This window comes from Burkholderia sp. Bp8994, assembly GCF_003853805.1.
Lineage (GTDB): Bacteria > Pseudomonadota > Gammaproteobacteria > Burkholderiales > Burkholderiaceae > Burkholderia.
Genome location: NZ_QTQH01000004.1, coordinates 259311 through 283373 on the forward strand (window position 1 = coordinate 259311; position 24063 = coordinate 283373).

A 24063-nucleotide genomic window follows, 5' to 3' on the forward strand; every position below is an offset into this window, starting at 1 on the left:
CTTGTGAGATCTTGAACGGCTCGTCATATGAGAGGGAGTGCGTGTCGGTGACATTCACCGCACTCCGGACGCGGAGATTTGGGTATTCGTCGTATCGAACACAGTCAGCCCGTCATTTGTTGATCAATGTTTTCATCGCCTCAACCGTCCTGTCGATCTGCGCTTCACTATGCGTACAAGCGATGAAGAACCGCAGCCGCGCCGACTGCTCCGGAACGGCTGGATAAAGAATGGGCTGCACATTGATCCCTTGCTCGAAGAGCGCGTCCGACCATTTGGTCGCCCGCAGCGAACTCCCGAGAATCGCGGGAATCACGGCAATCCCCGCGCTGCTTCCCGTATCGATCCCCGCAGCCTTGGCCTGCGCAAGAAAATACTGCCCGCGTGCCTGCAACGTCGCCACGCGTTCCGGCAACTCCAGCATGCGCCGCAGCGCCGCGAGCGAAGCCGCGGCCACCGGCGGCGGCATCCCCACGCTGTACAGGAACCCGGGCGCCAGAAACTTCAGGTGCTCGACGAGCGCGGTTTCACCGGCGATATAGCCGCCACAGCCGGCCAGCGATTTGCTGAGCGTGCCCATCCAGATATCGACGGCATCGCCGGCGAGGCCGAAGTGCTCGCGAATCCCGCGCCCCGTCTTGCCCATCACGCCCATCGAATGTGCTTCGTCCACCATCAGGAAAGCCCGATGGCGGCGTTTGATGTCGACAAAGCGCGGCAGGTCGGGGTAGTCGCCGTCCATGCTGTAGATGCCTTCGAGCACGATCAGCACGCGCTCGAAATGGTGCCGCTGTTCTGTCAACAACCGTTCGAGCGCATCGGCGTCGTTGTGCGCGAACGAAAAGCGCTTCGCGCCGGAAAGCTGGATCCCCTGCAGCACGCTGTTGTGGATCAGCTCGTCGTGGATCACCAGATCGCGCGGTCCGAACAGATAGCCGATCGTGGTCACGTTGGCCGCATGGCCGCTCACGAACGTGATGGCGTCGTCGACGCCGTACAGATCGGCGAGCGCGCGTTCGAGCTCGCGGTGGATCGGGCGTTCGCCCGATACCAGGCGGCTTGCCGACACGGACGTGCCGTACCGGTCGATCGCGTCCTTGGCGGCCTGCGAGACAACCGGATCTCCCGACATGTCGAGGTAGTTGTAGCTGGCGTAATTGATGTACGTGTTGCCGGCGATGTCGGTCTGCGCGCCGGCAGTGCCTTCGTGCAGCTTGAAGAACGGGCTGCGCACGCCGAGCCGGGCGGCGCCGTCGTTCATGATGCGCAACTGGCGGTAGCCCGGATACTGGTCGAAGCGCGTGTACGCTTCCGGCACGGACGAAGCCTTTTTCCGGCCCGCGACGGGCGAGGCCGCGGGCTGGTCGCGCCCGGCTTCGCGCAGCTTGCGTTCGAGTGCCTGCTGGATGAGCTTGTTCTTCAGGGCCGAGGTCAGGCCCGGCAGGCCAGTGGTCTTGGTCTTGCTCATGTCGTCGCGCCTATCGGATCATGCGTTGCGGCTTGTGGCCCGCTTCTTGTGCGGCCTTGATTTCGTCGGTGAATTCGGCAATCGCTTCGCTGGAAACATCCTCGGTGTGCTGGGCCACCACGTGGGCCACCTGCTGGGCGACGGTGTCGGGCTCGGCCGGCTCGTCGCCGCGCAGCACCTCGATCAGTCGCGTCGCCAGCTTGGTCAGGGTAGGGCTCTCGGATAGCGCCATGACCGGCAGCCGGACGCCGAAACGGCTTTCGAGCGCCACCACCAGTTCCACACCCATCAGCGAGTCAAGCCCCATGTCGTAGACGGAGCGGTCGGGGTCGATCTTGTCGGCCGGCACGCGCAGGATCTCGCTCACCTCGTGCTTGATCATGTCGACCACCGCCGGGTGAAGTTCCTCGTCGTTCAGCGTGGCCAGCAATTCGGCGACGTCGTCGCTGCCGTCTTCGTCCTGGTGCGAGGTGGCCGCATCGCGCGCCACCCACGCGAACTTGGGCGTCTGCGCGCTGGGCAGGAAGCGGGCGAGCGAGCGCCAGTCGAGTTCGAGCACGCCGAGGTCGCCGGTGTTGGCGAGCAGCATGTCCTCCAGTGCGTCGAGTGCCGTCGCGGCGGGAAGCGCGCTGCCGCCCATGCGGTTTTGCAGCGCGTCCTTGACCTTCTGGTTGCGCGCGAGGAAGCCCGCATCGGCAATCGCGCCCCAGCGCGGGCTCGTGGCGGGCAGGCCGCGCGCGCGCCGGTGGCGGGCGAGCGCTTCGAGCCAGCCGTTTGCGGCCACATAGTTCGATTGGCCGGGGTTGCCGAACAGCGTGGTGCCCGACGAATGGAACACGAAAAAGTCCAGCGGCAGCGCGCGGGTCAGCTCGTCGAGGTGCAGCGCGCCGATGATTTTGGGCGCCATCACGCGTTCGATCTGTGCGGCGGTTGCGCCACGCACGAGACCGTCGTCGATGACCATCGCGGCATGCACGATCCCGCGCAGCGGCGGCATCTGCGCATCCACGTGCGCGAGCAGTGCGGCGAGCGCCGCGCGGTCGGTCACGTCGCACGGCGCGGCATGCACGGCGACGCCGCGTTCGCGCAGCGCGGCGATCGCTTCCTGAGCCTCTTCCGACGCCGGGCCGCTGCGGCTCACGAGCACCAGATGGCGTGCGCCCTTGTCGGCGAGCCATTGCGCGGTGCGCAGGCCGAACCCGGAGAGGCCGCCGGTGACGAGGTAGCTGGCGTCGCCGCGCAACTGCAGTTCGCCGTCGGCCACGGCCGCTTGCGCCGGGGCGCTGGCGTGCAAGCCGCGACGATAGGTGATGACGATCTTGCCGATCTGGCGCGCCTGCTGCATGTGGCGGAACGCATCGACGATGTCGTTCGCGTCGAACGCGTGATACGGCAGCGGGCGCAGCACGCCTTCCTCGAACAGCGCCATCATCTCGCCGTACAGGCGCCGGGTCAGGTCGGGTCGCTTCGACATCAACTGGTCGGCGTCGATGCCGAAGTAGCTGATGTTGTTCCGGAACGGGCGCAACCCGATGCGCGTGTTCTCGTAGAAGTCGCGTTTGCCGAGTTCCAGGAACCGGCCGAACGGCTTCAGCGCGCGCAGGTTGCGGTTGATGGCTTCGCCCGCGAGCGAATTGAGCACGACGTCGACGCCTTCGCCATCGGTGGCCGCGAGGATTTCGTCGGCGAAGTCGAGCGAGCGCGAATCGTAGATGTGCTTCACGCCCATCAGGCGCAGGAAATCGCGTTTTTCGTCCGAGCCGGCGCTCGCGTGAATCTCCGCGCCGATCCATTGTGCGAACTGGATGGCCGCGATGCCGACACCGCCGGCGGCGCCATGGATCAGCACGCGTTCGCCGGGCTCGAGCCGGGCCAGGTGATGGAACGCGTAGTAGACGGTGAAGAACGTGCTCGGGATGGTGGCCGCGGCCTCGAACGACAGGCTGCGCGGAATGTGCGACAGCGCGCTCGACTGCGTCACGACGACGTTGCCGAAGCTGGCCGGCCCGAAGCCGACCACGGCGTCGCCCGGCTTGTATCCGGTGACCTTGCGGCCCACGCGCTCGACGACGCCGGAGAACTCGAGGCCCAGCGTCGGGCCGGCAAAGCCGTTTTCGATCGCTTCGTCGGACAACAGGCCGAGCGTGTACATCACGTCACGGAAATTCAGGCCGGTGGCCTCGACGCGGATTTGCAGCTCGTCCTCGCGCATGTCGGGCAGCGTATGGGCTTCCCAGCGCAGGTTGCGCAGCTGGCCCGGTACCTCGAAGCCGAGGCGCAGCGCGGTGTCCGTGGCGGATGCGGGCATCGCCGGCGCTTCGGGATGCGGGCGTGGGTTCTTGCGCAGGCGTGGCGCGTAACGCTCGCCTGACGCACCCAGCGCCACTTCCTGTTCGCCGTCCGGCCACAGCAGTTCGCGTGCGAGCGCTTCCAGTGGCAACGGGGCGGCCTGCGGCAGGTCGACGAGACGCACGTCGAAGCCGGCGGCCTCGTTGATCATCGTGCGGCCGTAGAGCCACAGCGAAGCGTCGTTCAGCGTTGCATATCCGTCGGTATGCGCGGCAGGCAGGAACGGCGCGGCGCCGGCGGTCAGCAGCCACAGCGTGGTCTTCAGGCCGGCGCGCTCGCAGGCCGACGCGAGCCCGGCGGCCAGCGAGCAGCGCTGCACCTGAGCCAGCAGCAGGCGTTGCGGATCGCCGGTGTCCAGGTTGGCGCCGCAGGCGAGGCCAGCAAGATGCACAATGCCGCGGATGTCGCCGAGCTCGGCTTGTGCGCGCTGGAGCAGCGCATCCAGCTGTTCGGGCGCGACGTCCGTCTCCACGCGCACCGGCAAGCGGCGGCGGTTCGACAGATAGTCGGCCAGCTTGCGTGCGGCGCCGGATTCGCCTGCCGTGTGCGCGTCGGCGAGAATCAGCCAGCCGCCTTGCGGCAGCTGCGGCTGCGCGACGGCGGGCGCTTCTACCGGCAGGCCGGCAGCGAGCAGATAGGGGCCGGACGCGCTTTCCGGCGCGAGTTCCAACGGTTCGTCGCAGTCGAGGCCGAACTGGGCCAGTTCGGTTTGCCAGTAGGCCGCGGTGCGTTGCGGGGTGCCGGACGTGCCGTCGGCGCGCTTGGTCCACCAAGCGGCGTTGCCGCCGAAGATGAAGTCCATCCACGCGGCGGGTTGCGTGCCCCACAGCAGCAGCGTGCCACCGGGCTTCAGGCGGTTCGCGCCATATTGCAGCGCCTGCTGCGCGGCTTCCAGGCTGCCGAAGTCGCAATGGAAGATGATCAGGTCGGCGTCGCGGCTCGTGCTCGCCGCGCTTGCGTCGATCCGCTGGACCGACAGCTCGGGGCAGTGCTCGCGCAGGCGTTCCGCCTGTTCGAGCGCGGCGTCCTCGGTGCTTGCGTAGCCGAAGTCGGCGACGGCGAAATCCAGGCGGCGGCACAGGTCGGCTGCGACGCGCGATGCGCCGGCGCCGATTTCCAGAATGCCGATGCGCTGGTCGGGCGCGCGGGCAAGCAGTGCTTTCTCGAGATGGGCGCCCAGCGTGTCGGACAGCCGCCGGGTTGCCGTGTCGCCGAGCACGTAGTGCGCCAGTTCGACGGGCGAGATGTCGCGCGGGCAGATGTTCGCCCACTCGGTTTCGCCGCTCAGCAACGCCGGCAGGTGCAGGCCGATGCGGCCGGTCGCGTGCACCAGCGTGAAGTAGTCGGGGTATTCGCGCAGCAGGCTGTTCCAGATGTCGGCCGTGCTTGCGCCGTCATCCTGCGACGCGTCGATCTGCCAGTCCTGCGAATCGGGAAGTCGGCGCGCGTTGCGGCCGAGCAGCCAGTCGAGCAGCGGTGCCGCATGCGGTGCGGCATCGCGACAGGCGGTGAGCGCGCTCGCGTCGAGGTTGCCATTCGTCGACAACGTCAGCAGTGCCTCGGTGGCGTAGCGGTCGCACAGCGTTTCCAGCAGCGGATCGACTTCCTGCGCATAGCGTTCGAGCAGGCCGTCCGTCACGATGGCGCGGACCATCGCGCGCAGCGCAGGCTGCAGCGCATTGCGTCGCAGCGCGGGGCTCGCCTGTTGCGGGCTTTGCGGATGCGGGCTCGGAATCGCGGCGTAGTCGAGGAACGCGAGCGGCTCGGCTTGCGCCTTCGACAGCCGCACGCTACGGAAGCGCGCTTCGCTGATGGCCGCGATCTGCTGTCCTTGTTCGTCGAACAGCGCGAACTCGGCGGTGAGCGAATGCGGCGCGCGCTTCAACAGGCGCGCACGCACCCGATGCGGCGTGCCGAGACCCGCGCGCCAGCGCAGCCGGCCGATGCGGGTCGGCACGAACGCGACACCCTGGCCGAGCGACGGATCGTCCTTCAGCATCTGGATGATGAGCTGGAACGTGCAGTCGAGCAGCGCCGGGTGCAGCAGGCTGTGCGGCAGGCTCTCGGCGAGCGCTTGCGGCGCGTGCAGCACGGCGACTACGTCGCGCGGCGATTCGAGCCAGCCGTGCGACACCGCCTGGAAGGCCGGGCCGTAGTCCAGTTCGGCCGCGCGCGTCAGCGCGAGGTGCGTCGCGCCCGTGAAGTCGGGCTCGCGCGCGGGCAGCGCGGGCGCGGTTTCGGCCAGCTGCTGCGGATTCGCGCCCGACAGCAGGCGGCCGCTCGCGTGTACGGTCCACGGGTCGGTGCCGCCGACCTGCTTGCTGCGCAGCCGGAAGCGGCCGTCGCTGTCGTCGAGCGACAGTCGCGTGATCTTGCTCGGGGCGGCGGACAGCAGCAGCGGCGCATGAATTTCGAGCTCCTCGATGTCCGCGTTGTCGCCGGGGTGCCATTGCAGCGCGGCGGCGAGCGCGATTTCCGCGAAGCCGGAGCCCGGGAACACGGTCGCGTGGCCGACGACGTGATCGGCCAGCCATGGCTCGAGCTGCGTATCGAGCTGGTTTTCCCACGCCGGCTGCGTCTGCTGGCTCATCTTGTAGCCGAGCAGCCGATGCACGCGGCGGCGTCCGAGCTGGTTCAGCGATTCGGTCGTGACGGGGTGCCAGTAGCGCTCGCGCTGCCATGCGTACGACGGCAGTTCGGTGCGTGCCGCACCGGTCGGGAAGAAGTAGGCCCAGTCGACCGGCGCGCCGCTGATGAGAGTCTGGGCAACGGCGGCTTGCACGCGCTCTGGCGCGTCGTCGTTGCGACGGCCGGTCGGGATGCAGTGCCCGGTCTTGCCGTGATGCTTGAGCATCTCGTTGACGTAGCTGCGCAGCACCGGCGCGGGGCCGACTTCGATCAGCACGTTGCTGCCTTGCGCGACGAGGCTGTCGAGTGCCTGCGCGAAGCGTACCGGCGCGCGGATGTTGCGCCACCAGTAATCGGCGTCGAGCGCCGCGCCGTCGAGCAGCGCGCCGGCCACGGTCGAGAAGAACGGCACGTTGCCGCGTTGCGGACGGATATGCGCGAGCGCCTGTTTGAGGGGGGCTTCGATCGGATCCATTGCGCTGCTGTGGAACGCGTAATCGAGATCGAGCTGCTTGTAGAAGACACGCCGCTCGGCCAGCACGTGGCCGACCTGTTCCAGCGCGTCCACGGCGCCCGCGAGCGTCGCGCCCTTGATGCTGTTGTAGCCGGCGACGCACAGCGTGTGCCGAAGGCCGAGTTCGTCCAGCAGTGCGGCGGCGGCGAGGCCGTCCATGCCGACTGCCGCCATGCGTCCCTGGCCCTTCGTGCGCCCTTGCTGCTGGCTGCGGTGGTAGATCACCGTGATCGCATCGGCCAGCGTGAGCGCGCCGCACGCCCAGGCGGCAGCGACTTCGCCGACGCTGTGGCCGGTGACGGCGGCAGGCTGCACGCCTTGCGCCGCGAGCATGCGCGTGATGCCGACCTGGATGGCGAAGAGGGCGGGTTGCGCGACTTCGGTGCGCTCATAGACGCCGCCCTGTGCTTCGCGCTCGAACAGCTCCTTGAGTGACCAGCCGGCGAGCCCGGTGAACAGGCGGTCGATCTCGGCCACAGACTCGGCGAACACGGGATGCGTGAGCAGCTTGCCGCCCATGCCGGCCCATTGCGAACCGTTGCCGGAATAGACGAATACCGGGCCCTGCGCGTCCCGCACGGCCACACCGTTGTGTACGGCCGGGTTTGATGCTTCGTCCGCGCCGATCTGGTCGAGCAGTTCCGCTACGCTGTCGTTGTCGGCCCCGAATACGACAGCACGCTTGTCGTGCCAGTCGCGGCGCAGCGCGGCTTCATAGGCGACGTCGTACAGCGCCGGCGCCCACGGGCCGCGCAGCGTGTCGGCGAGCTTGCGGGCATTGGCCTGCAGTGCTTCCGCGCTGCGGCCGCTCACGATCATCGGCACGGCGGCCGGCGGGTTCGGCAGCGCATGGGCAGCACGGCCGGTTTGCGTCGGCGTCTGCAGGATCACGTGCGCGTTCGCGCCGCCGAAACCGAATGAGTTCACGCCGATGGTCAGCGTGCCGGTCTCGCGCAGCGGATGCGGCTTGGTCACGACCGCGATGTTCCAGTCGTCGAAGCGGATGTTCGGGTTGAATTCCTGGATGCCGATCGTGGCCGGCACCACGCGATGCCGCAGGCTGTAGATGGCCTTGACCAGCCCAGCGACGCCCGATGCTGCTTCGAGGTGGCCAAGGTTGCTCTTGACCGAACCGATCGGCAACGGCGCGTCGGTGGGGCGTTGCTGGCCGAGCGCCTGCCCGATCGCACGGGTTTCGATCGGATCGCCCACCGGCGTTCCGGTGCCGTGCGCTTCCAGGTAATCGATGGCTTCAGGCGGAATGCCCGCCTCTTCGTAGGCCCGGCGCATCAGCGCGGTCTGCGCGTCGACGCTCGGCACGGTGAGGCCTGACTTGCGGCCGTCGGTGTTGACCGCGGTACCCGCCACGACGGCGAGGATCCGATCGCCATCGGCCACCGCCTGGTCGTAGTCCTTCAGCAGGAACAGGCCGCCGCCTTCCGAGCGCACGTAACCGTCGCCCGACGCGTCGAAGACCTTGCAGCGCCCGTTCGGCGACAGCATCGATGCCTTCGAGAAGGTGATGAAACCATAAGGATGCAGGTGCAAGCTGACGCCGCCCGCGATCGCGTGACTGATTTCGCCGTTGACGATCGCGCGGCACGCGAGGTGAAACGCCACCATCGCCGACGAGCACGCGGTATCGATGGCGAGGCTCGGGCCGCGCAGGTCGAAGACGTAAGACAGGCGGTTGGCGGCGATGCTGGCGGTGTTGCCGGTCGCCATCGACGCGTCGACCGTGGCGAGATCGTCGGCCATCCGGTACGAGTAGTCGGCGCTGGCGATGCCGACGAAGACGCCGCAATCGCTGCCGCGCAGCGACGACGGTTTGACGCCGGCGTTTTCGATGCTTTCCCAGCAGAGTTCCAGCAACAGCCGTTGCTGAGGATCCATCAGCGCGGCTTCGCGCGGCGAGATCCCGAAGAAGTCGGCGTCGAAGCCCGAGACATCGCCGATCGAACCGGCAGCGAATGTGTACGCGGTGCCCGGATGTTCCTTGGCCGGATGCAGGTACGCATCCTTTGACCATCTGGCAGCCTCGACTTCGGTCACGCAGTCCTTGCCGTTGAGCAGATCGCTCCAGTAGTGACGACTATCTGTTCCCGGAAATCGAAATGCCAATCCGACTAAAGCGACGCGTTTGCTCATGAGCTTCTTTTCTTTGTGACTGGCTGACTGTGTGTTTCCCTGTTAATGCGTGGAGTTGCGAGATGGCCCGGATGTACGCGTATGGGAGTAGGAATTGCCGTGTCCGCCAGCCTTGGGACATGGGCGCGACCCGCGATTTTATCCCGAAAGCTGGCTGAAACGTAAATTCGCTCTTATTGTCCGCGAATCCTGGTCCGGTGCGCGACCTTGACAGACCGGGGTTTCCGTTTGTCGACACTGATTCGCAGGACGTTATGTTTTGCTCACAACCTTACTGATTGTCTGCAAGTGGGGCGCAGACGTGCTCGACGGGATGAAGGCAATGTTACGCCAGTAATATTTGCTTTTCCGAGATGGCGGTGATACTGCAAACGGGCGTTTTCATCTCTTGCTCCGAAGTATTTTTCGGTGTACCGGAATCATGTATGAGGATTTAAAGTACCGCACGGGGTCCGCGTATTTCGAGGCGGTGTTCAGTAGGAAAGAACGGGTAATGGCTTGACAAGAACTAGTATGTTTTAGCCGCCTTCAGGCCGCCGGTTGCATGACGGCGGGAATAAGATTGCCGCCGCGCTTCTGGAAGCACGGCGGCGGCTGGCGTTACATCCCCTTCATGCACAGCTCGAGCGCAGCTTCCCAATGCGGCGCGCGCACGTCGAAGTGCTCGGCCAGTTTCTCGTTCGACATCCGCGAATTGGCCGGGCGGCTGGCGGGTGTCGGATAGGCGCTGGCGGGAATCGGCATGACCGCAGGCTTCCTTGGTAGATTCGAGAGACGGAAAATCGCCTCGGCGAAGCCGTGCCACGAAGTCGAACCCGCCGCGCACAGGTGATAGATGCCTGAATGCGCGTTCCACCATGCTTCCCGACCGGCCGCGCCGGCGGCGGCGGCCTGTGCGACGACATGGGCGGTCAGCGTTGCGATCGTGTTCGACCAAGTCGGCGCACCGATCTGGTCCGCGACGATCTTCAGTTCGTCGCGCTCGGCGCCCAGGCGCAGCATCGTCAGCAGAAAGTTCTTGCCGCGCGCGCCGTACACCCAGCTCGTGCGGAAGATCAGATGCGCGCAGCCGGCGGCCGCGATCGCCTGTTCGCCCGCGAGCTTGGTCTTGCCATAGACGTTTTGCGGATCGACGGGATCGTCCTCGACGTACGGGCCGTCCTTTGTCCCGGCAAAGACGTAATCGGTCGAGTAGTGAATCAGCGCCGCGCCGATGCGCTTCGCCTCTTCGGCCAGCACCGCGGGCGCCTCGGCGTTCAGGCGCGTGGCAAGCGCGACGTCGGTCTGCGCCTGATCCACCGCCGTGTACGCGGCCGGATTCACGATCAGGTCGGGCTTCACTTCACGCACGACCTCGCGCACCTGGTCGAGGCGCGACAGGTCGAGCCGGTTGCGGTCGAGCGCGACCACGTTACCGAGCCCTTGCAGCGTGCGCGCCAGCTCGAATCCCACCTGGCCGTTGATTCCGGTGAGCAGGATGGTTCGCGGTTCGGGCGTTTGCACGGCGGCCCTCACTGGAAGCACTCGGCTTCGGCGAGCCGCTTGCCCGCCGCGTCTTTCGCGGCCAGCAGCGGTTCGCCGTCGAGCGGCCATTCGATGCCGATCTCCGGATCGTTCCACAGCAGGCTGCGCTCGTGCTCCGGGAACCAGTAGTCGGTGGTTTTGTAGAGGAATTGTGCGGACTCCGACAGCACCACGAAGCCGTGCGCGAAGCCGGGCGGCACCCACAGCTGGCGATGGTTGTCGGCCGACAGCGTCACACCGACCCATTTGCCGAAATTCGGCGAACTGCGCCGGATGTCGACTGCGACGTCGAACACCTCGCCTTCGACCACGCGCACGAGCTTGCCCTGCGCGTGCTCGATCTGGTAGTGGAGCCCGCGCAGCACACCCTTCGCGGAACGCGAGTGGTTGTCCTGGACGAACTCGACGTCGGCCTCGACGAGCGCCGCGAATTCGCGCCCGTTGAAGCTCTCGTAGAAATAGCCACGCGCGTCGCCGAATACTTTCGGCTCGACGATCTTGACTTCGGGGAGCGCCGTAGCAGTTACCGTGATGGCCATGCAACCTGATCCGTAAGAATGTTCAGCAAATATTTGCCGTAGCCGTTTTTCGACAGCGGCTGCGCGAGCTTCTGTACCTGTTCGGCATCGATCCAGTGCCTGCGGTACGCGATCTCCTCGGGGCAGGCGACGACCAGACCTTGCCGCTTCTGCAGCGTCGCGATGAAGCTGGCGGCCTCGATCAGCGAATCGTGGGTGCCGGTGTCGAGCCATGCATAGCCGCGGCCCATGATCTCGACGTTCAACGCGCCGTCGGCGAGATAGCGGGAATTGACGTCGGTGATTTCGAGTTCGCCGCGCGGCGACGGCTCGATGTCGGCGGCGATGTCGCACACGCGGTTGTCGTAGAAGTAGAGGCCGGTCACGGCGTAGTGCGAACGCGGCTTGGCCGGCTTCTCTTCGATCGATACGGCACGGAAGTGCTGGTCGAACTCGACGACGCCGTAACGGTCCGGATCGTGTACGTGATAGGCGAACACCGTTGCGCCAGCGTCCTGCGCGTCTGCGTGCTCGAGCTGCTTGGCCAGGTCGTGACCATAGAAGATGTTGTCGCCGAGGATAAGCGCCGACGGGTCGTTGCCCACGAATTCGCGGCCGATGACGAACGCCTGCGCAAGACCGTCCGGTGACGGCTGCACCGCATACCGGATGTTCATCCCCCACTGGCTACCGTCGCCGAGCATGGCTTCGAAGCGCGGGGTGTCCTGCGGCGTCGAGATGATCAGCACGTCGCGAATGCCCGCTACCATCAGCGTCGACAGCGGGTAATAGATCATCGGCTTGTCGTAGACAGGAAGCAACTGCTTCGAGACCGAATGCGTGATCGGATAGAGCCGTGTGCCGGAACCGCCGGCGAGAATGATGCCCTTGCGCGCCATGTCCGTTCCCCTTACGCGCGGTGCGCGTAGTTCGTTGCGACCCACTTGCGGTACTCGCCCGAAGCGACTTCGTCGACCCATTCCTGATGGTCGAGATACCAGCGCACCGTTTTCGCGAGACCGGTTTCGAACGTTTCGGCGGGCTTCCAGCCGAGTTCGCGCTCGAGCTTGCGCGCATCGATCGCGTAGCGTCGGTCATGGCCCGGCCGGTCGGTCACGTAAGTGATCTGGTCGCGGTACGAGCCCGCCGATTTCGGTCGCAGTTCGTCCAGCAGGTCGCACAGCGTGTGCACGACCTCGAGATTCGTTTTCTCGTTCCACCCGCCGATGTTGTACGTTTCGCCGGTCTGGCCGCGCGCGAGTACCTCGCGGATCGCACTGCAGTGGTCGCCGACATACAGCCAGTCTCGTACATTCTGGCCATCGCCATACACGGGCAGCGGCTTGCCGGCGAGCGCGTTGGCGATCATCAGCGGAATGAGCTTCTCGGGGAACTGGTACTGGCCATAGTTGTTCGAGCAGTTCGTGGTCAGCGTCGGCAGGCCGTACGTATGCTGATACGCGCGCACGAGATGATCGGAACCGGCCTTGGTCGCCGAATAGGGGCTGTTCGGTGCGTACGGAGTCGTTTCGGAGAATTGCGGATCGGCAGGCGACAGCGAACCGAATACCTCGTCCGTGGAAACGTGCAGAAAACGGAATGCGGCCTTGTCCGCCTCCGGCAGCGTATTCCAGTACTGGCGCGCGGCTTCGAGCAGCGTAAATGTCCCGACGACATTGGTCTGAACAAAATCCGCCGGCCCGTGAATCGAGCGATCGACGTGGCTTTCCGCAGCGAAATGCAGGACCGCCCGAGGCTTGTATTCCGCGAACAGCGCGTCGAGTGCTGCACGGTCGCAGATATCGGCGTGCGCGAACACGTGCTTCGGGTTTCCGTGCAGCGATTTTAGCGTTCCGAGATTGCCCGCATAGGTCAATTTGTCGACGTTCAGAACCGATTCGTCCGATTGACGCAGCCAGTCAAGCACAAAGTTGGCACCGATAAAGCCGGCGCCACCTGTAACCAATATCATGTAGCCTCTCTCATTACGTTAATGGCAGTGAATCCTGCCTTGTTCTCGTTCGCGCGCTGCCCTCGGTTGACGCGCGTTGAAGAATATCAAGAAATCGTGCGAGCCTGGCGGACGTGGCGGACGTGGCGGGCTGGATTGCACGCATATTCTAGGATATTCCTCGGGGGCAACGCATGTGCCAACCGGACAGTCTGCGTTGAAAGACTATTAATTCTCTATACCGCGGGACCCGGCCGGTGCCGGTTGCGTACGGGGTATCACGATTTCCCGTGCTCTTGCGGGGAATTCATCAGACATGCAATCTCGCGCAAACATTTGCGCGAACCGCAGCAAAGAAACGGCAAGCGGGAGTTGATGTCGAATGCGGTGATGGTTTTTGCGATACTTGAAATCGGCGATAACTATACCATGCTCGATTCAGTCGGTGCGAATCACTCGTTTTATGTCGTGATTTAGTATTGCCGTGTCTTTGCTTTGCCGTCACGGCTGGTGGCGCCGTGGTCGTTGGCACGCCTGTCAGTTTATTCGCTAAATCCGGTTTGATTCGGACACATTTCGCCGTGGCGGCAGGAGTTGAAACGCAGCTTCAACCTACTTATGCCGCGGATTGAACGGCCGCTGCTGCACATCCGCCCCCTGCGCGACGATCGCCATGCTTTCCGGCACTTCCTCCCATGCGCCGCGCAAGTCGACGAGCGGCTCCGACACGACCATGAACGCGTCGTCGCCCGCTTCCGCGATGCGCGGGTTGTGCGGATAGAGTTCGTGCAGATGCTTGAACGACGTGCTGTGGAACAGCGAGCGCGATTGCCGTTCGCTCGAGTAGCGCACCGCGATGATCCGCTCACCGTCCGTCGCGCAGATCGTCATGTTGAGCGGCTCGGCAACGCGGTATCGCGCGGCGGTTTCCTCGACCATGCCGACCATCCGTTCGAGCGCCGGCAGCGGCGTCTGCTCCAGGCCGAAGGTCAGCGCGAGACGGAACATCAGCTCGGAGTCGGTCGTCCCTTCGATCGTCGGGAACAGTGCCGGGTCGACCTTCATCGTCAGGTCGCGGCGCAGCTTGTGGAAATCGCGAATCAGCCCGTTGTGCGCGAACAGCCAGCGGCCGTGGCGGAACGGATGGCAGTTGGTTTCCTGGACGGGCGTGTCGGTTGCCGCGCGGATATGTGCGATGAACATCCGCGAGCGGATCGCGCGCGCGGCTTCGCGCAGGTTGCGGTCGTTCCATGCGGGATGCACCGACCGATAGCGGAACGGCAGTTCCTCGGGGCGGCCGTACCAGCCGATGCCGAACCCGTCGCCGTTGGTGGTCGTGGCGCCCAGCTCCGAATGCAGGCTCTGGTCGATCAGCGAATGCTTCGCGCGAAACAGGACGGTCTCGAGATGGATCGGATTACCCGTATAGGCGAGCCAGCGGCACATGGAGCGCTCCTTCGCGATGAATCTTCTCGCGCATGGTAGCCGACTTCGCGGCGCCGGCGTACGCGACCGCGGCGCGTCCGCCGGCTGGCCGGCCGCGCCGGCGATCGTCCGCGAAGGATGCGGCGGGCGCCGCACCCTTCAGGTGCGCGTCACTCGCCGAGCGCGTCCATCACGCGGGCCGAATAGACGAGCGCCGCGCCCGCATTCAGCGCGATCGCGACGCCGAGCGCCTCGGCCACTTCCTCCTTGGTTGCGCCATGCTTCGCGGCTTCAGCCGTGTGCACCGCGATACAGCCATCGCAGCGTGTCGTGACGGCCACCGCGAGCGCGATCAGTTCGCGCGTCTTCGCGTCGAGATGGCCTGTCTTGGCGCCGGCGCCGGACAGCGCCTTGTAGCCGGCCAGCGTGTCGGGCGAGAGCTTCGCGATGTCGCCGATGCGCGTCGAGAGTTCCTTCCGGTATTCGTTCCAGTTCAGCATGATGCGTCCTTTCGAGAAGAGGTGGATCAGGCGGCGGATGCCGCGATCTCGGGCGATGCAGGACTTATTCTGAGCGTTCGCGCTGAGGGTTTCGATACGCTAGAGTGTCAATTTTTAGCGCAAACGTCTCATGGACGCATTGAGTCAACTGTTGTCGCTGGGCCGCAGCCATGTCGAGCTCGACGTGCGCTGCCTGCTCGACGGCCCGTTCGCGATGCCGCACGATCCGTTGCCGCCCGGCGAGGCGGCGTTTCACCTGCTGCTGTCCGGAACGTGCCGGCTGCGCACGGCCGACGGGCGCACGCTGCGGCTGGCCGACGGCGACTTCGTGCTGCTGCCGGCGGGCGACGCGCACGATTTGTCCGATGTCGGCGGTAGTGGCGCGCGGCCGCCGGTCGCGTCGCTGCGCGAGCCGGGCGTGGCCGGCGGTGCGGTGCTGCCGGTCAAGTCGAATCGCGATCCCGCGGATCCGGCCGATGCGAGCGTCGACCTGCTTTGCGGGCGCTTCATTTATGCGCGCGGCGCAGGTGAATTGCTGATGCGTACGTTACCGCGGGTGCTGCATGTCGGGCTGCGCGCGGCGTCGGGGCCCGCGTCGCTGCAACTGCTGACGAGCGTGCTGCGTGCCGAGGCATCGAGCGCGCAGCCGGGTGCGCGCGCGATCGTGAACGCGCTGGGGCAGGCATTGCTCGCCTACGCGTTGCGTGCGTACGGCCGCGATGCGCGCGTGCCGGCCGGCTGGCTCGCGCTGGCTGCCGATGCGCGGCTCGGCCCGTCGGTCCAGGCCGTGCTGCAGGCGCCGGCGCAAGCGTGGACGGTCGAATCGCTCGGCGCGGCATCCGCGATGTCGCGCGCGACCTATGCGCGGCATTTCCGCGAGAAGGCCGGGATGAGCGTCGGCGCGTTCGTCGCGCAGATCCGGATGATGCATGCATGCGCGCTGCTGCAGGACACGCAGCGCGGCCAGGCGGAGATCGGGCAGGCGGTCGGCTATCAGTCCGAGGCGGCGTTCGGCAAGGCGTTTCGCGCGGTGCTCGGCACGACGCCTGGGCGCTGGCGGCGCGCGCAGCGGGACACGTAAGACCGGCAGCGCGATCGTCGTGTGGTGCGGCAACGCGGCTACCATGCGCGAAATGTATTCCGATGAAAACGATTTCGAACAAGACCCAATGGCTGGGTCGCGCTGTTGATCGCGATCGCGCTGCTGGTCGTCGGCATTCTTCAATGCGACGCTGCAACCGAGCGAGAAGGGCTTCTACGCGATTTGTCGTTCGTGCTCGTGCTGTTCGTTCGGTGCGGTGACCGTGCAGAAGAATACGCGCGACATGCAGCGCGCCAAGCCGCGCTTCACCGACGCGGATTCCGCGCCGACCGTTCAGGAGTGACGGTGACGCCACGCGAAGCGTGGCGCCCGAGCGGGCCGCCTGTGTCGCATGGCACGCGCCGGCTCCCCGTTCGATCGACTTCGTCGAAAGCGGCGCGAGCATCATCGAGATGCCGAGCGCAATACTGCGGGAAGCAGACGCAAAAAAGCCTCCACTCGGGAGGCTTTTATTGCACTATCAAAGATAGTTGGTAGGGTGGGAGGGACTCGAACCCTCGACTCTCTGATTAAAAGTCAGATACTCTAACCAACTGAGTTACCACCCCACGTTCTTGAAACCGGTTGGTCCGTTGCGCTGACAACTTGCTCAACGACCCAAAGAGCAAAAGATTATATCGGCGAATTGAAGGGCTGTCAACAATTCGACACGGTAATTTATTTGATGCTCTCGATCTTGCCCTGCGCGGTCTGCGCAGCGTTCGATCCGGCGTACTGCGACACGACCTGCTCGAACGTCTTCTTCGCGGCCGCCTTCTGGCCTTGCTCGAGCTGGTTCGTCCCGATCGCGACGAGCGCGTCGGCCGCACGCGGATGCTGCGGATACTTGCTCACGATCGCTTGCCACGTCGCGGTCGAGCCGCGGTAGTCGCGCAGCGCGTATTGCGCATTGCCGAGCCAGTACTGCGCAGTCGGCTGGTACGGGCTCTGCGGGTACTTCGCGATGAAGCTGCGGAACGAGGCCGCGGCCGCCTTGAAGTTGCCGTTGCGGAATTGCTGCTGCGCCGCGCTGAGCGCATCCGTTTCACCCGGCTGCACGGTGCCTTCGACACCATCGATCGTCGCCTGTTGCGGCTCGAACTTCTTGAGCCGCGTGTCGAGATCCTGGTAATACTCCTTCTGCTGCCGCTCGAGCGTCGTCAGCCGATTCGTCAGATCCTCGTTCTCGCCGCGCAGCGTCGCGACCTGCTGGTTCAGCTGGTCGATACGGCCGGATTGATCGAGGATCGTACGCTGGGCGGCCGACAGCTGGCTGGACAGGTTGTCGCTCTTGCTGCGCAGATCGAGCACGGCGCGGCGCGCCTCGTTGTCGTCGAACATGCCGGCGTGCGCCGGCGCGGCCGACCACGCCGCGCCGACGACGCAGAACGCTGCGGCGATGCGCAGCCAGGATACACGGTGCGTCATACGGCAACTCTTCCGTTACTTACTGTTGGTAGACGAGGTCGGCGCGACGGTTCTGCGCCCACGATGCTTCGTCGTGACCCGCTGCTTGCGGCTTTTCCTTACCGAGGCTCACGGCTTCCATCTGCGAGTCGTTCACGCCGAGCAGTGCCATCGCGCGGCGGACAGCTTCCGCACGCTTCTGGCCCAGCGCGAGGTTGTACTCGCTCGTGCCGCGCTCGTCGGTGTTGCCCTGGATCAGCACGTGACGCTGCGGATGGCTCTTCAGGTACTGAGCGTGTTGCTGCATCAGCGGCTGGTACTCGTCCTTCACCGAATAGCTGTCGAAGTCGAAGTAGATGCTGCGCTTTGCGAGCGGGCTGTTCGGATCGTTCAGCGGATCGACGTTCACTTGCGCGACGTTGTCGGCGCTCGGCTGCGTGCTCATCGCACCCGCGTTGGCCTTGTCGTCGAGCTTCACACCCGACTTGCACGCTGCGAGCGCGCTGATCATCATCACGGCCAGGGCCAGACGAGCTTTATTCGACATCATGGTTACTCTCCTTGTGGTCATTGCATGAAGGGCCCCCACGACGGCTCACGAACGGAGCCGCCCTGGACGGACAGGATTTGCGGCGGCGCGCTGCCGTCGGAGGGCACTGCTGCCAGCACGTTACGACCACCCGACTGGGTCGCGTAGAGAAGGTACTGGCCGTTTGCCGCGAAGCTCGGCGATTCGTCGCGATTGGTATTCGTGACGGCGTTCGCCGCCCCGGATTGCAGATCCTGAACGTACAGCTTGAACCCCCCACCCGTGCGGGAGATGTAGGCGAGCAGCTTGCCGTCCGGGCTGATGCGCGGGCTGGTGTTGTAGCTGCCGGTGAAGGTCACGCGTTGTGCCGCGCCGGCGCTTTCGCCTTGTGCCGGCATCCGGTAGATCTGCGGCGCGCCGCCGCGATCGCTCGTGAAATAGATCCAGCGGCCGTCCGGCGAGTAGAACGGCTCGGTATCGATCGAGCTGCTCTGCGTGAGCCGGCGCAGACCGCCACCGGTTGCATTGACCGTATAGATTTGCGTATTGCCCGTCAGCGACAGGGCAACGGCCAGCGTGTTGCTGTCCGGCGACCACGCCGGCGCGCTGTTGTTGCCCTTCTGGTCGGAGACGATGTAGCGGCGGCCGGTCGGCAGGTCATGGATGTAGACGATCGGCTTCTTGCGCTCGAACGACACGTACGCGACCTTCGTGCCGCTCGGCGACCACGACGGCGAGATGATCGGCTCGGTGCTCGACAGCGCGATGCGCGGGTTCTGGCCGTCCGAATCCGAGATCTGCAGCTGGTAGCGGTTACCCGTCTTGATCACGTACGACAGGCGCGTGGCGAACACGCCGCGCACGCCGAGCAGCTTCTGGTAGATGTAGTCGGCGATCTTGTGGCCGGCCGTGCGCAGCGTGGTGTCGGTGGCCGTCAGCGACAGGCCGCCGAGGCTTTGCTGTTTCACGGTGTCGTACAGGATGAAGTTCACCTTGTACTGGCCGTTCGCTTCGCGGTTCACGCTGCCGGCGACGAACGCATTCGCGCCCTTGGCCTTCCATGCGCCGAGATCGACCGATGCGGTCTCGGGCACGGGCGTGCTGCCCGCGTCGATGTTGGTGAATTTGCCGCTACGGGCGAGGTCGGAGCGGACGATCGACGTGACCTGCTGCGGCAGGCCTGCCTCGTTCGCGAAGTTCGCGGTGGCGATGGGGAACTGGGTCGAACCGACGCCGGTGATCAGCACGTTGACCTGCGCGTTAGCGGCGCCGCCGGCCGCAATCAGACACGAGGCCACGAGTGCCCTGAAACCTAGTTTCGTCATCAAACTCATGCTTCTTGCTTCCCATGTGACTTGGATCGCTGCGCAACCGCAGAGACAGTAAAAATACCCGATTCGTTCCCGTCCGGCAGCGACGCACGGAGTGTAAGCGCATTTGCGATCACTCCGCCGCCTTGAAGGTAATCGTAATGTCGGACGGGGTACGACCGTTAGAATCGGGCGGCAATGGGACCGACGACTGGATCGCATTGACCACGGCTTGATCCCACCCCGAATTTCCGCTCGAACGGCGGATCGAAACACTGAGCACGTCGCCCGACGGCGTGCAGCGGATCGCGACCACAGTCGTCAGGCCCGCGCGCTCGCCGCCCCAGACGATGTTCGGCTTCACGCGGCGACGCACCTTGTCGGGATAGCCGGGCGATGCGGCATTGCCGCCGGAGCCCGTGCCGGTGCCGCTTTTCGCGAGGCCCTCGCCGCCGCCTTCGCCGGCGCCGGACATGCCCTGCATCTGCGCGAGGCGCGCGTTGCGCTCACGGTCGAGCTTCGCCTTCGCTGCCGCGTCGGCCTTCGCGCGCGCCGTCGCTTCAGCCTTCGCCTTGGCCTGGGCTTCCGCCTTCGCCTTCGCGGCCGCGTCGGCCCTGGCCTTCGCTGCCTGCTGCGCTTCCAGCTGCGCCTGCTTCTGTTGCTGCTGTTTCTGCTGCTGGAGTTTCTGTTGTTCGAGCTTCTGCTGCTCCACGAGCTGTTGTTGCTTGAGCTTGTCCGCCTGCTTCTGCCGTTCGCGCTCGGCGGCCTTCTGCGCGGCGAGCGCGGCAGCCTGCTGGGCCGCGAGCTGCTCGCGCCGGGTTTCCTCTTGCTGGGCCTTCAGTTGCTGCGCGCGGCGCTGCTGCTCGAGCAGCGCTTCGCGCGCGGCCGCTTCCTGCTGCCGTTTCTTCTGCTGCAGCGCGATGTCCGCCTGCTCGTCCCGGACCGGGGGAGGGGGCGGTGCGAGCTTCGCGGGCGGCGCGGGCGTGACGACGGGCCGCGGCGCGGGCACGTCGGGTACCTCGGTCCACAGCTCGGCCTCGGAGCCGGCCGGCGTGCTGTTCTGCCATTGCACGCCGTGATAGAGGAACAGCGCGAGCAGCACGTGCATCAGCGCGGCGAGCGCGAACGCGCGCCAGGTGCCGCGCTCGCGCGGGGGCTGAGACGGGTAGGCGTTGCCGCGCGTGGATTGCTGCCGGTTCATTGCGATTTGACGAGGAGGCCGACGCGCTTGACGCCGCGCGCCTTCAGATCCGACATCACGGTCATGACCGCATCGTACTGCACGGTCTTGTCGGCCGCGATCACGACGGGCTGGTCGGGATGATCGGCCTGCCGGGCCGAGATGAAGCTGTCGAGCTCGGCCTTGGTCATCGTGTCTTCCTGCGTCGCGCCGGCGTCGCTCTTGTACTTGACGCTCATCGTGCGGTCGGCCTTGATGTTGACGACGACGGGGGGCGTCTGTTCCTGCGGTGCTGCGTTGCCGACGGTCGGCAGATTGATGATCGACGGGGCGACGAGCGGTGCCGTGACCATGAAGATCACGAGCAGCACCAGCATCACGTCGATGTACGGCACGACGTTGATGTCGGCCATCGCGCGGCGCGAGCGGCCGCCGCGCATGCTGGATCGAATGGGGCTTCCTGCCATGGCGTGCTCCTTACTGGGCCTGGCGCTGCAGGATGTTCGAGAACTCTTCGATGAAGGTCTCGAAGCGGATCGCGAGGCGGTCGATGTCGTGCGCGTAGCGGTTGTACGCGACCACCGCCGGAATCGCGGCGAACAGGCCGATCGCGGTGGCGACGAGTGCCTCGGCGATGCCCGGTGCGACGTTCGCGAGCGTCGCCTGCTGCACGTTCGCGAGGCCGCGGAACGAGTTCATGATCCCCCAGACGGTGCCGAACAGGCCGATGTACGGGCTGACCGAGCCGACCGACGCGAGGAACGCGAGGTTCGCTTCGAGTACGTCCATTTCGCGCTGGAACGACGCGCGCATCGCGCGGCGTGCCCCGTCGAGCACGAGGCCCGGGTCGCTGATGCGCTTTTCCTTCGCCTTCAGGAATTCACGCATCCCCGATTCGAAGATCCGCTCGAGCGCGCCGATCGTGTGACGGTTGTTGGCCGCGCTCTGATACAGCGCCTGCAGGTCGCCGCCCGACCAGAAATCCCTTTCGAAGCGTTCGGTCTGCGCGCGTGCGCGGCGGATCGCGAACCACTTGCGGAAGATGAAGGTCCACGACATCAGCGACAGCAGCAACAGCAGCCCCATCACGGCCTGGGCCAGCACGCTCGCGTTGAGGACGAGGGAAATGATCGACAGGTCTTGAGAAGTGTTCATAGAGGTTTGAGTAACGTCCCTTCGGGGGTGTCCGGCGAGGGCGCACGGTATGCGTGTGGCGCGGCGCGCCGGCCTGGCCTGGCGCCGAACCTTGCTTAGTATCGATTCAGGAAGGCAAGTTCATGGGCCTTGTCTAAACGGTGCTCATCCGAGCTTCGTTGACAGTACGGCAGTCTGCCCGGCGTCGATGACGGGCCCGCGTTGCAGCGCGTCGAGCACGACCGGCGGGATCGCCGCGGGCCGGATGCCGATCTGTTCGACGCAGCCGAGGCGGATGTGTCCGGCGACGAGCAGCGTGTCGCCACGCCATGCTTCCTGCGTGAATTCCACCGAGGCGCGGCCGATGCGTCCGGGCCGGCTCGTGATCGTCAGCGTGTCGTCGAGTCGCGCCGGAGCGCGGTAGTCGAGCGTCGTGCTGCGGACGATGAAGATCGCGCCCGTGTCGTCGGCGAGCCGACGCTGGTCGATGCCGCACGCGCGCAGCCATTCGGTGCGAGCGCGCTCGAAGAATTTCAGGTAGTTGGCATAGAAGACGATGCCGCCTGCGTCGGTGTCCTCGTAGTACACGCGTACCGGCCAGGTGAAGCCGGAGTGCGAGTCCGGGGAGCGGGTAGGCTGAGTCATGGCGCGCATTTTACCGGAAGGCCGAGGCCGGATTCGTAACCGATTCGTAACGGAATGTAGTACGGCGCAGCATGCCGCGGGCCGGCCGGAGGCGGGCCCGCGGCTGCGCCCGTCGTGTCAGCCGCGATGGATCGTGAGGCCGGCCGGAGCCTGGGCGACCGGCATCATCTCGATCGTGTTGATGTTGACGTGCGCGGGGCGCGTCGCGATCCAGTAGATCGTGTCGGCGATGTCCTCGGCCGTGAGCGGCTGGACGTTCTGGTAGACGTTCGCCGCCTTCGCATCGTCGCCGCGGAAGCGGACGTTCGAGAATTCCGTGCCGCCGCAGAGGCCCGGCTCGATGTCGGTTACGCGCAACGGCGTGCCGATCAGGTCGGCGCGCAGGTTCAGGCTGAATTGTCTGACGAAAGCCTTGGTTGCGCCGTATACGTTCCCGCCCGGATACGGATAGGTGCCGGCCACCGAACCGAGGTTGAAGATATGGCCGCGGCCGCGCTCGATCATGCCGGGCAGCAACGCGTGCGTGACGGTCACGAGGCCCGAGCAGTTCGTATCGATCATGGTTTGCCACTCGTCGAGGCTGGCCTTGTGGGCCGGCTCGACACCGAGCGCGAGACCGGCGTTGTTGACGAGCACGTCGAGCGCCGCGAATTCGGCGGGAAGGGCGGCCGGCACGGCTTCTACTGCGGCGCGGTCGCGCACGTCGAGCTCGAGCGGCAGCAGTGCCTCGCCGAGTTCGGCCGCGAGCGCATCGAGACGATCCTTGCGGCGCGCGGTTGCGACGACGCGATGGCCGCCGTTGACGAAGGCTCGGGCGATTGCGGCGCCGAAGCCGGCGGACGCGCCTGTGACGAACACGATCATTGCTGCTCCTGGTCGGTAACAAAGTAGCGGATAGTATCCCGCAAGCCTACTGAGATTGCCGCACCGCGGCAAGGCGCCAAAGCGCGTCGGCACGGGTGCGTAAAATCTGGCCCTTATTGTTTCGGGGCCGCTGCCGCGCGGTTGCCTATTCATGACGCATCCAATAAACTAACGCGCTCATCACCCCTGCGTGACTGGCGATAGAACCCTTCGGGTTCAAGGTGGAGCATCCCACCGTGAAGCGCGGGGCGCCGTTTTTGCCGTTCGCCTGGGCAGCCGTTGTGCGCCGTTGCGTGCATCGCCGGTGGCTGTCCCGTCTCGCGTCATACGGATTCTTCCGCCACGTCGAGCTGGTTCCGCCAGCAGCGCAATGTACTCGGCCGCCCCGGTCAACCTGTACACACTTAACGGAAACCGTATGTTTGACAGAGCCCAAAGCACCATCGCGAACGTCGATCCCGAACTCTTTGCAGCGATCGAGCAGGAAAACCGCCGCCAGGAAGATCACATCGAGCTGATCGCGTCGGAAAACTACACGAGCCCGGCCGTGATGGCCGCACAGGGCTCGCAGCTCACGAACAAGTACGCGGAAGGTTATCCGGGCAAGCGCTACTACGGCGGCTGTGAGTACGTCGACGTGGTCGAGCAACTGGCGATCGACCGTGTGAAGCAGCTGTTCGGCGCGGAAGCCGCGAACGTGCAGCCGAACTCGGGTTCGCAGGCGAACCAGGGCGTGTTCTTCGCGATGCTCAAGCCGGGCGACACGATCATGGGCATGAGCCTCGCGCATGGCGGCCACCTGACGCACGGTTCGCCGGTGAACATGTCGGGCAAGTGGTTCAACGTCGTCAGCTACGGCCTGAACGAACAGGAAGACATCGACTACGA

18 protein-coding genes, 1 tRNA gene, 1 pseudogene and 1 riboswitch are annotated in these 24063 nt (G+C 65.6%); of the genes and pseudogenes, 3 read left to right on the forward strand and 17 right to left on the reverse strand.

Features of this window, described 5'->3' with window-relative positions; translation table 11 throughout:
• Window positions 1-112 precede the first annotated feature (112 nt).
• The 8 genes from DIE04_RS06085 to DIE04_RS06120 form a co-directional block, all read right to left on the reverse strand.
• On the reverse strand, window positions 113-1468 hold the full coding sequence (locus DIE04_RS06085) for an aminotransferase class I/II-fold pyridoxal phosphate-dependent enzyme (protein WP_124572928.1): 1356 nt from the start codon (window positions 1466-1468) through the stop codon (window positions 113-115).
• A 10-nt stretch (window positions 1469-1478) separates the two neighbouring features.
• Window positions 1479-9107, reverse strand: coding sequence for a type I polyketide synthase (locus tag DIE04_RS06090; protein WP_124572930.1), 7629 nt, complete (start codon window positions 9105-9107; stop codon window positions 1479-1481).
• A gap of 600 nt (window positions 9108-9707) precedes the next feature.
• Entirely contained in the window at window positions 9708-10610 is a 903-nt protein-coding gene (gene rfbD / locus DIE04_RS06095) for a dTDP-4-dehydrorhamnose reductase (protein WP_124572932.1), read from the reverse strand.
• An 8-nt stretch (window positions 10611-10618) separates the two neighbouring features.
• Window positions 10619-11170, reverse strand: coding sequence for a dTDP-4-dehydrorhamnose 3,5-epimerase (gene rfbC / locus DIE04_RS06100; protein ID WP_044844082.1), 552 nt, complete (start codon window positions 11168-11170; stop codon window positions 10619-10621).
• Window positions 11155-12048, reverse strand: coding sequence for a glucose-1-phosphate thymidylyltransferase RfbA (rfbA, locus tag DIE04_RS06105; protein ID WP_124572934.1), 894 nt, complete (start codon window positions 12046-12048; stop codon window positions 11155-11157). The genes rfbC and rfbA overlap by 16 nt, the downstream gene beginning before the upstream one ends.
• Window positions 12049-12059: 11 nt before the next feature.
• Complete coding sequence (gene rfbB / locus DIE04_RS06110; RefSeq protein WP_124487933.1) at window positions 12060-13121, reverse strand: dTDP-glucose 4,6-dehydratase; 1062 nt, start codon at window positions 13119-13121, stop codon at window positions 12060-12062.
• Window positions 13122-13712: 591 nt separating this feature from the next.
• Entirely contained in the window at window positions 13713-14546 is an 834-nt protein-coding gene (locus DIE04_RS06115) for a class II glutamine amidotransferase (RefSeq protein ID WP_044844085.1), read from the reverse strand.
• Window positions 14547-14695: 149 nt separating this feature from the next.
• Window positions 14696-15025: a carboxymuconolactone decarboxylase family protein gene (locus tag DIE04_RS06120; RefSeq protein ID WP_057926191.1), complete on the reverse strand. Its 330-nt coding sequence runs from the start codon at window positions 15023-15025 to the stop codon at window positions 14696-14698.
• A 130-nt stretch (window positions 15026-15155) separates the two neighbouring features.
• Between DIE04_RS06120 and DIE04_RS06125 the strand changes: the two genes are divergently transcribed.
• Window positions 15156-16106 carry an AraC family transcriptional regulator gene (locus tag DIE04_RS06125; protein WP_124529692.1) on the forward strand — a complete coding sequence of 317 codons (951 nt, stop codon included), beginning with the start codon at window positions 15156-15158 and terminating at the stop codon, window positions 16104-16106.
• A gap of 181 nt (window positions 16107-16287) precedes the next feature.
• On the forward strand, window positions 16288-16410 hold the full coding sequence (locus DIE04_RS30350; RefSeq protein WP_260426190.1) for a hypothetical protein: 123 nt from the start codon (window positions 16288-16290) through the stop codon (window positions 16408-16410).
• Window positions 16411-16598: 188 nt separating this feature from the next.
• Here the strand turns inward: DIE04_RS30350 and DIE04_RS06135 are convergent.
• The 9 genes from DIE04_RS06135 to DIE04_RS06175 all read right to left on the reverse strand — a co-directional run bounded on the left by DIE04_RS06135 (window position 16599) and on the right by DIE04_RS06175 (window position 23175).
• Window positions 16599-16675, reverse strand: a tRNA-Lys gene (locus DIE04_RS06135).
• Between the two features lie 109 nt (window positions 16676-16784).
• Window positions 16785-17534: a tol-pal system protein YbgF gene (gene ybgF, locus DIE04_RS06140; RefSeq protein ID WP_124487923.1), complete on the reverse strand. Its 750-nt coding sequence runs from the start codon at window positions 17532-17534 to the stop codon at window positions 16785-16787.
• Between the two features lie 19 nt (window positions 17535-17553).
• The gene (gene pal, locus DIE04_RS06145; RefSeq protein WP_044844089.1) at window positions 17554-18063 is read right to left on the reverse strand and encodes a peptidoglycan-associated lipoprotein Pal; all 510 of its coding nucleotides are present in this window, start codon (window positions 18061-18063) and stop codon (window positions 17554-17556) included.
• A gap of 17 nt (window positions 18064-18080) precedes the next feature.
• Entirely contained in the window at window positions 18081-19376 is a 1296-nt protein-coding gene (tolB, locus tag DIE04_RS06150; RefSeq protein WP_124487922.1) for a Tol-Pal system beta propeller repeat protein TolB, read from the reverse strand.
• 109 nt (window positions 19377-19485) lie between these two features.
• The gene (gene tolA / locus DIE04_RS06155; protein WP_044844091.1) at window positions 19486-20553 is read right to left on the reverse strand and encodes a cell envelope integrity protein TolA; all 1068 of its coding nucleotides are present in this window, start codon (window positions 20551-20553) and stop codon (window positions 19486-19488) included.
• Window positions 20550-20999 (reverse strand): protein TolR, encoded by a 450-nt coding sequence (tolR, locus tag DIE04_RS06160; protein ID WP_124487921.1) that lies wholly within the window; start codon window positions 20997-20999, stop codon window positions 20550-20552. The genes tolA and tolR overlap by 4 nt, the downstream gene beginning before the upstream one ends.
• A gap of 10 nt (window positions 21000-21009) precedes the next feature.
• On the reverse strand, window positions 21010-21687 hold the full coding sequence (tolQ, locus tag DIE04_RS06165; protein WP_010091489.1) for a protein TolQ: 678 nt from the start codon (window positions 21685-21687) through the stop codon (window positions 21010-21012).
• 144 nt (window positions 21688-21831) lie between these two features.
• Entirely contained in the window at window positions 21832-22320 is a 489-nt protein-coding gene (ybgC, locus tag DIE04_RS06170) for a tol-pal system-associated acyl-CoA thioesterase (protein WP_124487920.1), read from the reverse strand.
• Window positions 22321-22428: 108 nt separating this feature from the next.
• Complete coding sequence (locus DIE04_RS06175) at window positions 22429-23175, reverse strand: SDR family NAD(P)-dependent oxidoreductase (protein WP_044844094.1); 747 nt, start codon at window positions 23173-23175, stop codon at window positions 22429-22431.
• A gap of 180 nt (window positions 23176-23355) precedes the next feature.
• A riboswitch (ZMP/ZTP riboswitch) is annotated at window positions 23356-23456 on the forward strand.
• Between the two features lie 137 nt (window positions 23457-23593).
• Here DIE04_RS06175 and glyA point away from each other — a divergent pair.
• Window positions 23594-24063, forward strand: a pseudogene (glyA, locus tag DIE04_RS06185) (serine hydroxymethyltransferase); the annotation flags it as partial.

Bases quoted from the DNA above. Each gene is read 5' to 3' on its own strand.
- rfbB (WP_124487933.1), bottom strand. From the start codon at position 13,121: ATGATATTGGTTACAGGTGGCGCCGGCTTTATCGGTGCCAACTTTGTG.
- tolQ (WP_010091489.1), bottom strand. From the start codon at position 21,687: ATGAACACTTCTCAAGACCTGTCGATCATTTCCCTCGTCCTCAACGCG.
- DIE04_RS06125 (WP_124529692.1), top strand. From the start codon at position 15,156: ATGGACGCATTGAGTCAACTGTTGTCGCTGGGCCGCAGCCATGTCGAG.
- tolA (WP_044844091.1), bottom strand. From the start codon at position 20,553: ATGAACCGGCAGCAATCCACGCGCGGCAACGCCTACCCGTCTCAGCCC.
- ybgC (WP_124487920.1), bottom strand. From the start codon at position 22,320: ATGCGCGCCATGACTCAGCCTACCCGCTCCCCGGACTCGCACTCCGGC.
- rfbC (WP_044844082.1), bottom strand. From the start codon at position 11,170: ATGGCCATCACGGTAACTGCTACGGCGCTCCCCGAAGTCAAGATCGTC.
- ybgF (WP_124487923.1), bottom strand. From the start codon at position 17,534: ATGACGCACCGTGTATCCTGGCTGCGCATCGCCGCAGCGTTCTGCGTC.
- DIE04_RS06120 (WP_057926191.1), bottom strand. From the start codon at position 15,025: ATGCTGAACTGGAACGAATACCGGAAGGAACTCTCGACGCGCATCGGC.
- DIE04_RS06085 (WP_124572928.1), bottom strand. From the start codon at position 1,468: ATGAGCAAGACCAAGACCACTGGCCTGCCGGGCCTGACCTCGGCCCTG.
- tolR (WP_124487921.1), bottom strand. From the start codon at position 20,999: ATGGCAGGAAGCCCCATTCGATCCAGCATGCGCGGCGGCCGCTCGCGC.
- DIE04_RS06175 (WP_044844094.1), bottom strand. From the start codon at position 23,175: ATGATCGTGTTCGTCACAGGCGCGTCCGCCGGCTTCGGCGCCGCAATC.
- DIE04_RS06115 (WP_044844085.1), bottom strand. From the start codon at position 14,546: ATGTGCCGCTGGCTCGCCTATACGGGTAATCCGATCCATCTCGAGACC.
- DIE04_RS06090 (WP_124572930.1), bottom strand. From the start codon at position 9,107: ATGAGCAAACGCGTCGCTTTAGTCGGATTGGCATTTCGATTTCCGGGA.
- pal (WP_044844089.1), bottom strand. From the start codon at position 18,063: ATGATGTCGAATAAAGCTCGTCTGGCCCTGGCCGTGATGATGATCAGC.
- tolB (WP_124487922.1), bottom strand. From the start codon at position 19,376: ATGAGTTTGATGACGAAACTAGGTTTCAGGGCACTCGTGGCCTCGTGT.
- rfbA (WP_124572934.1), bottom strand. From the start codon at position 12,048: ATGGCGCGCAAGGGCATCATTCTCGCCGGCGGTTCCGGCACACGGCTC.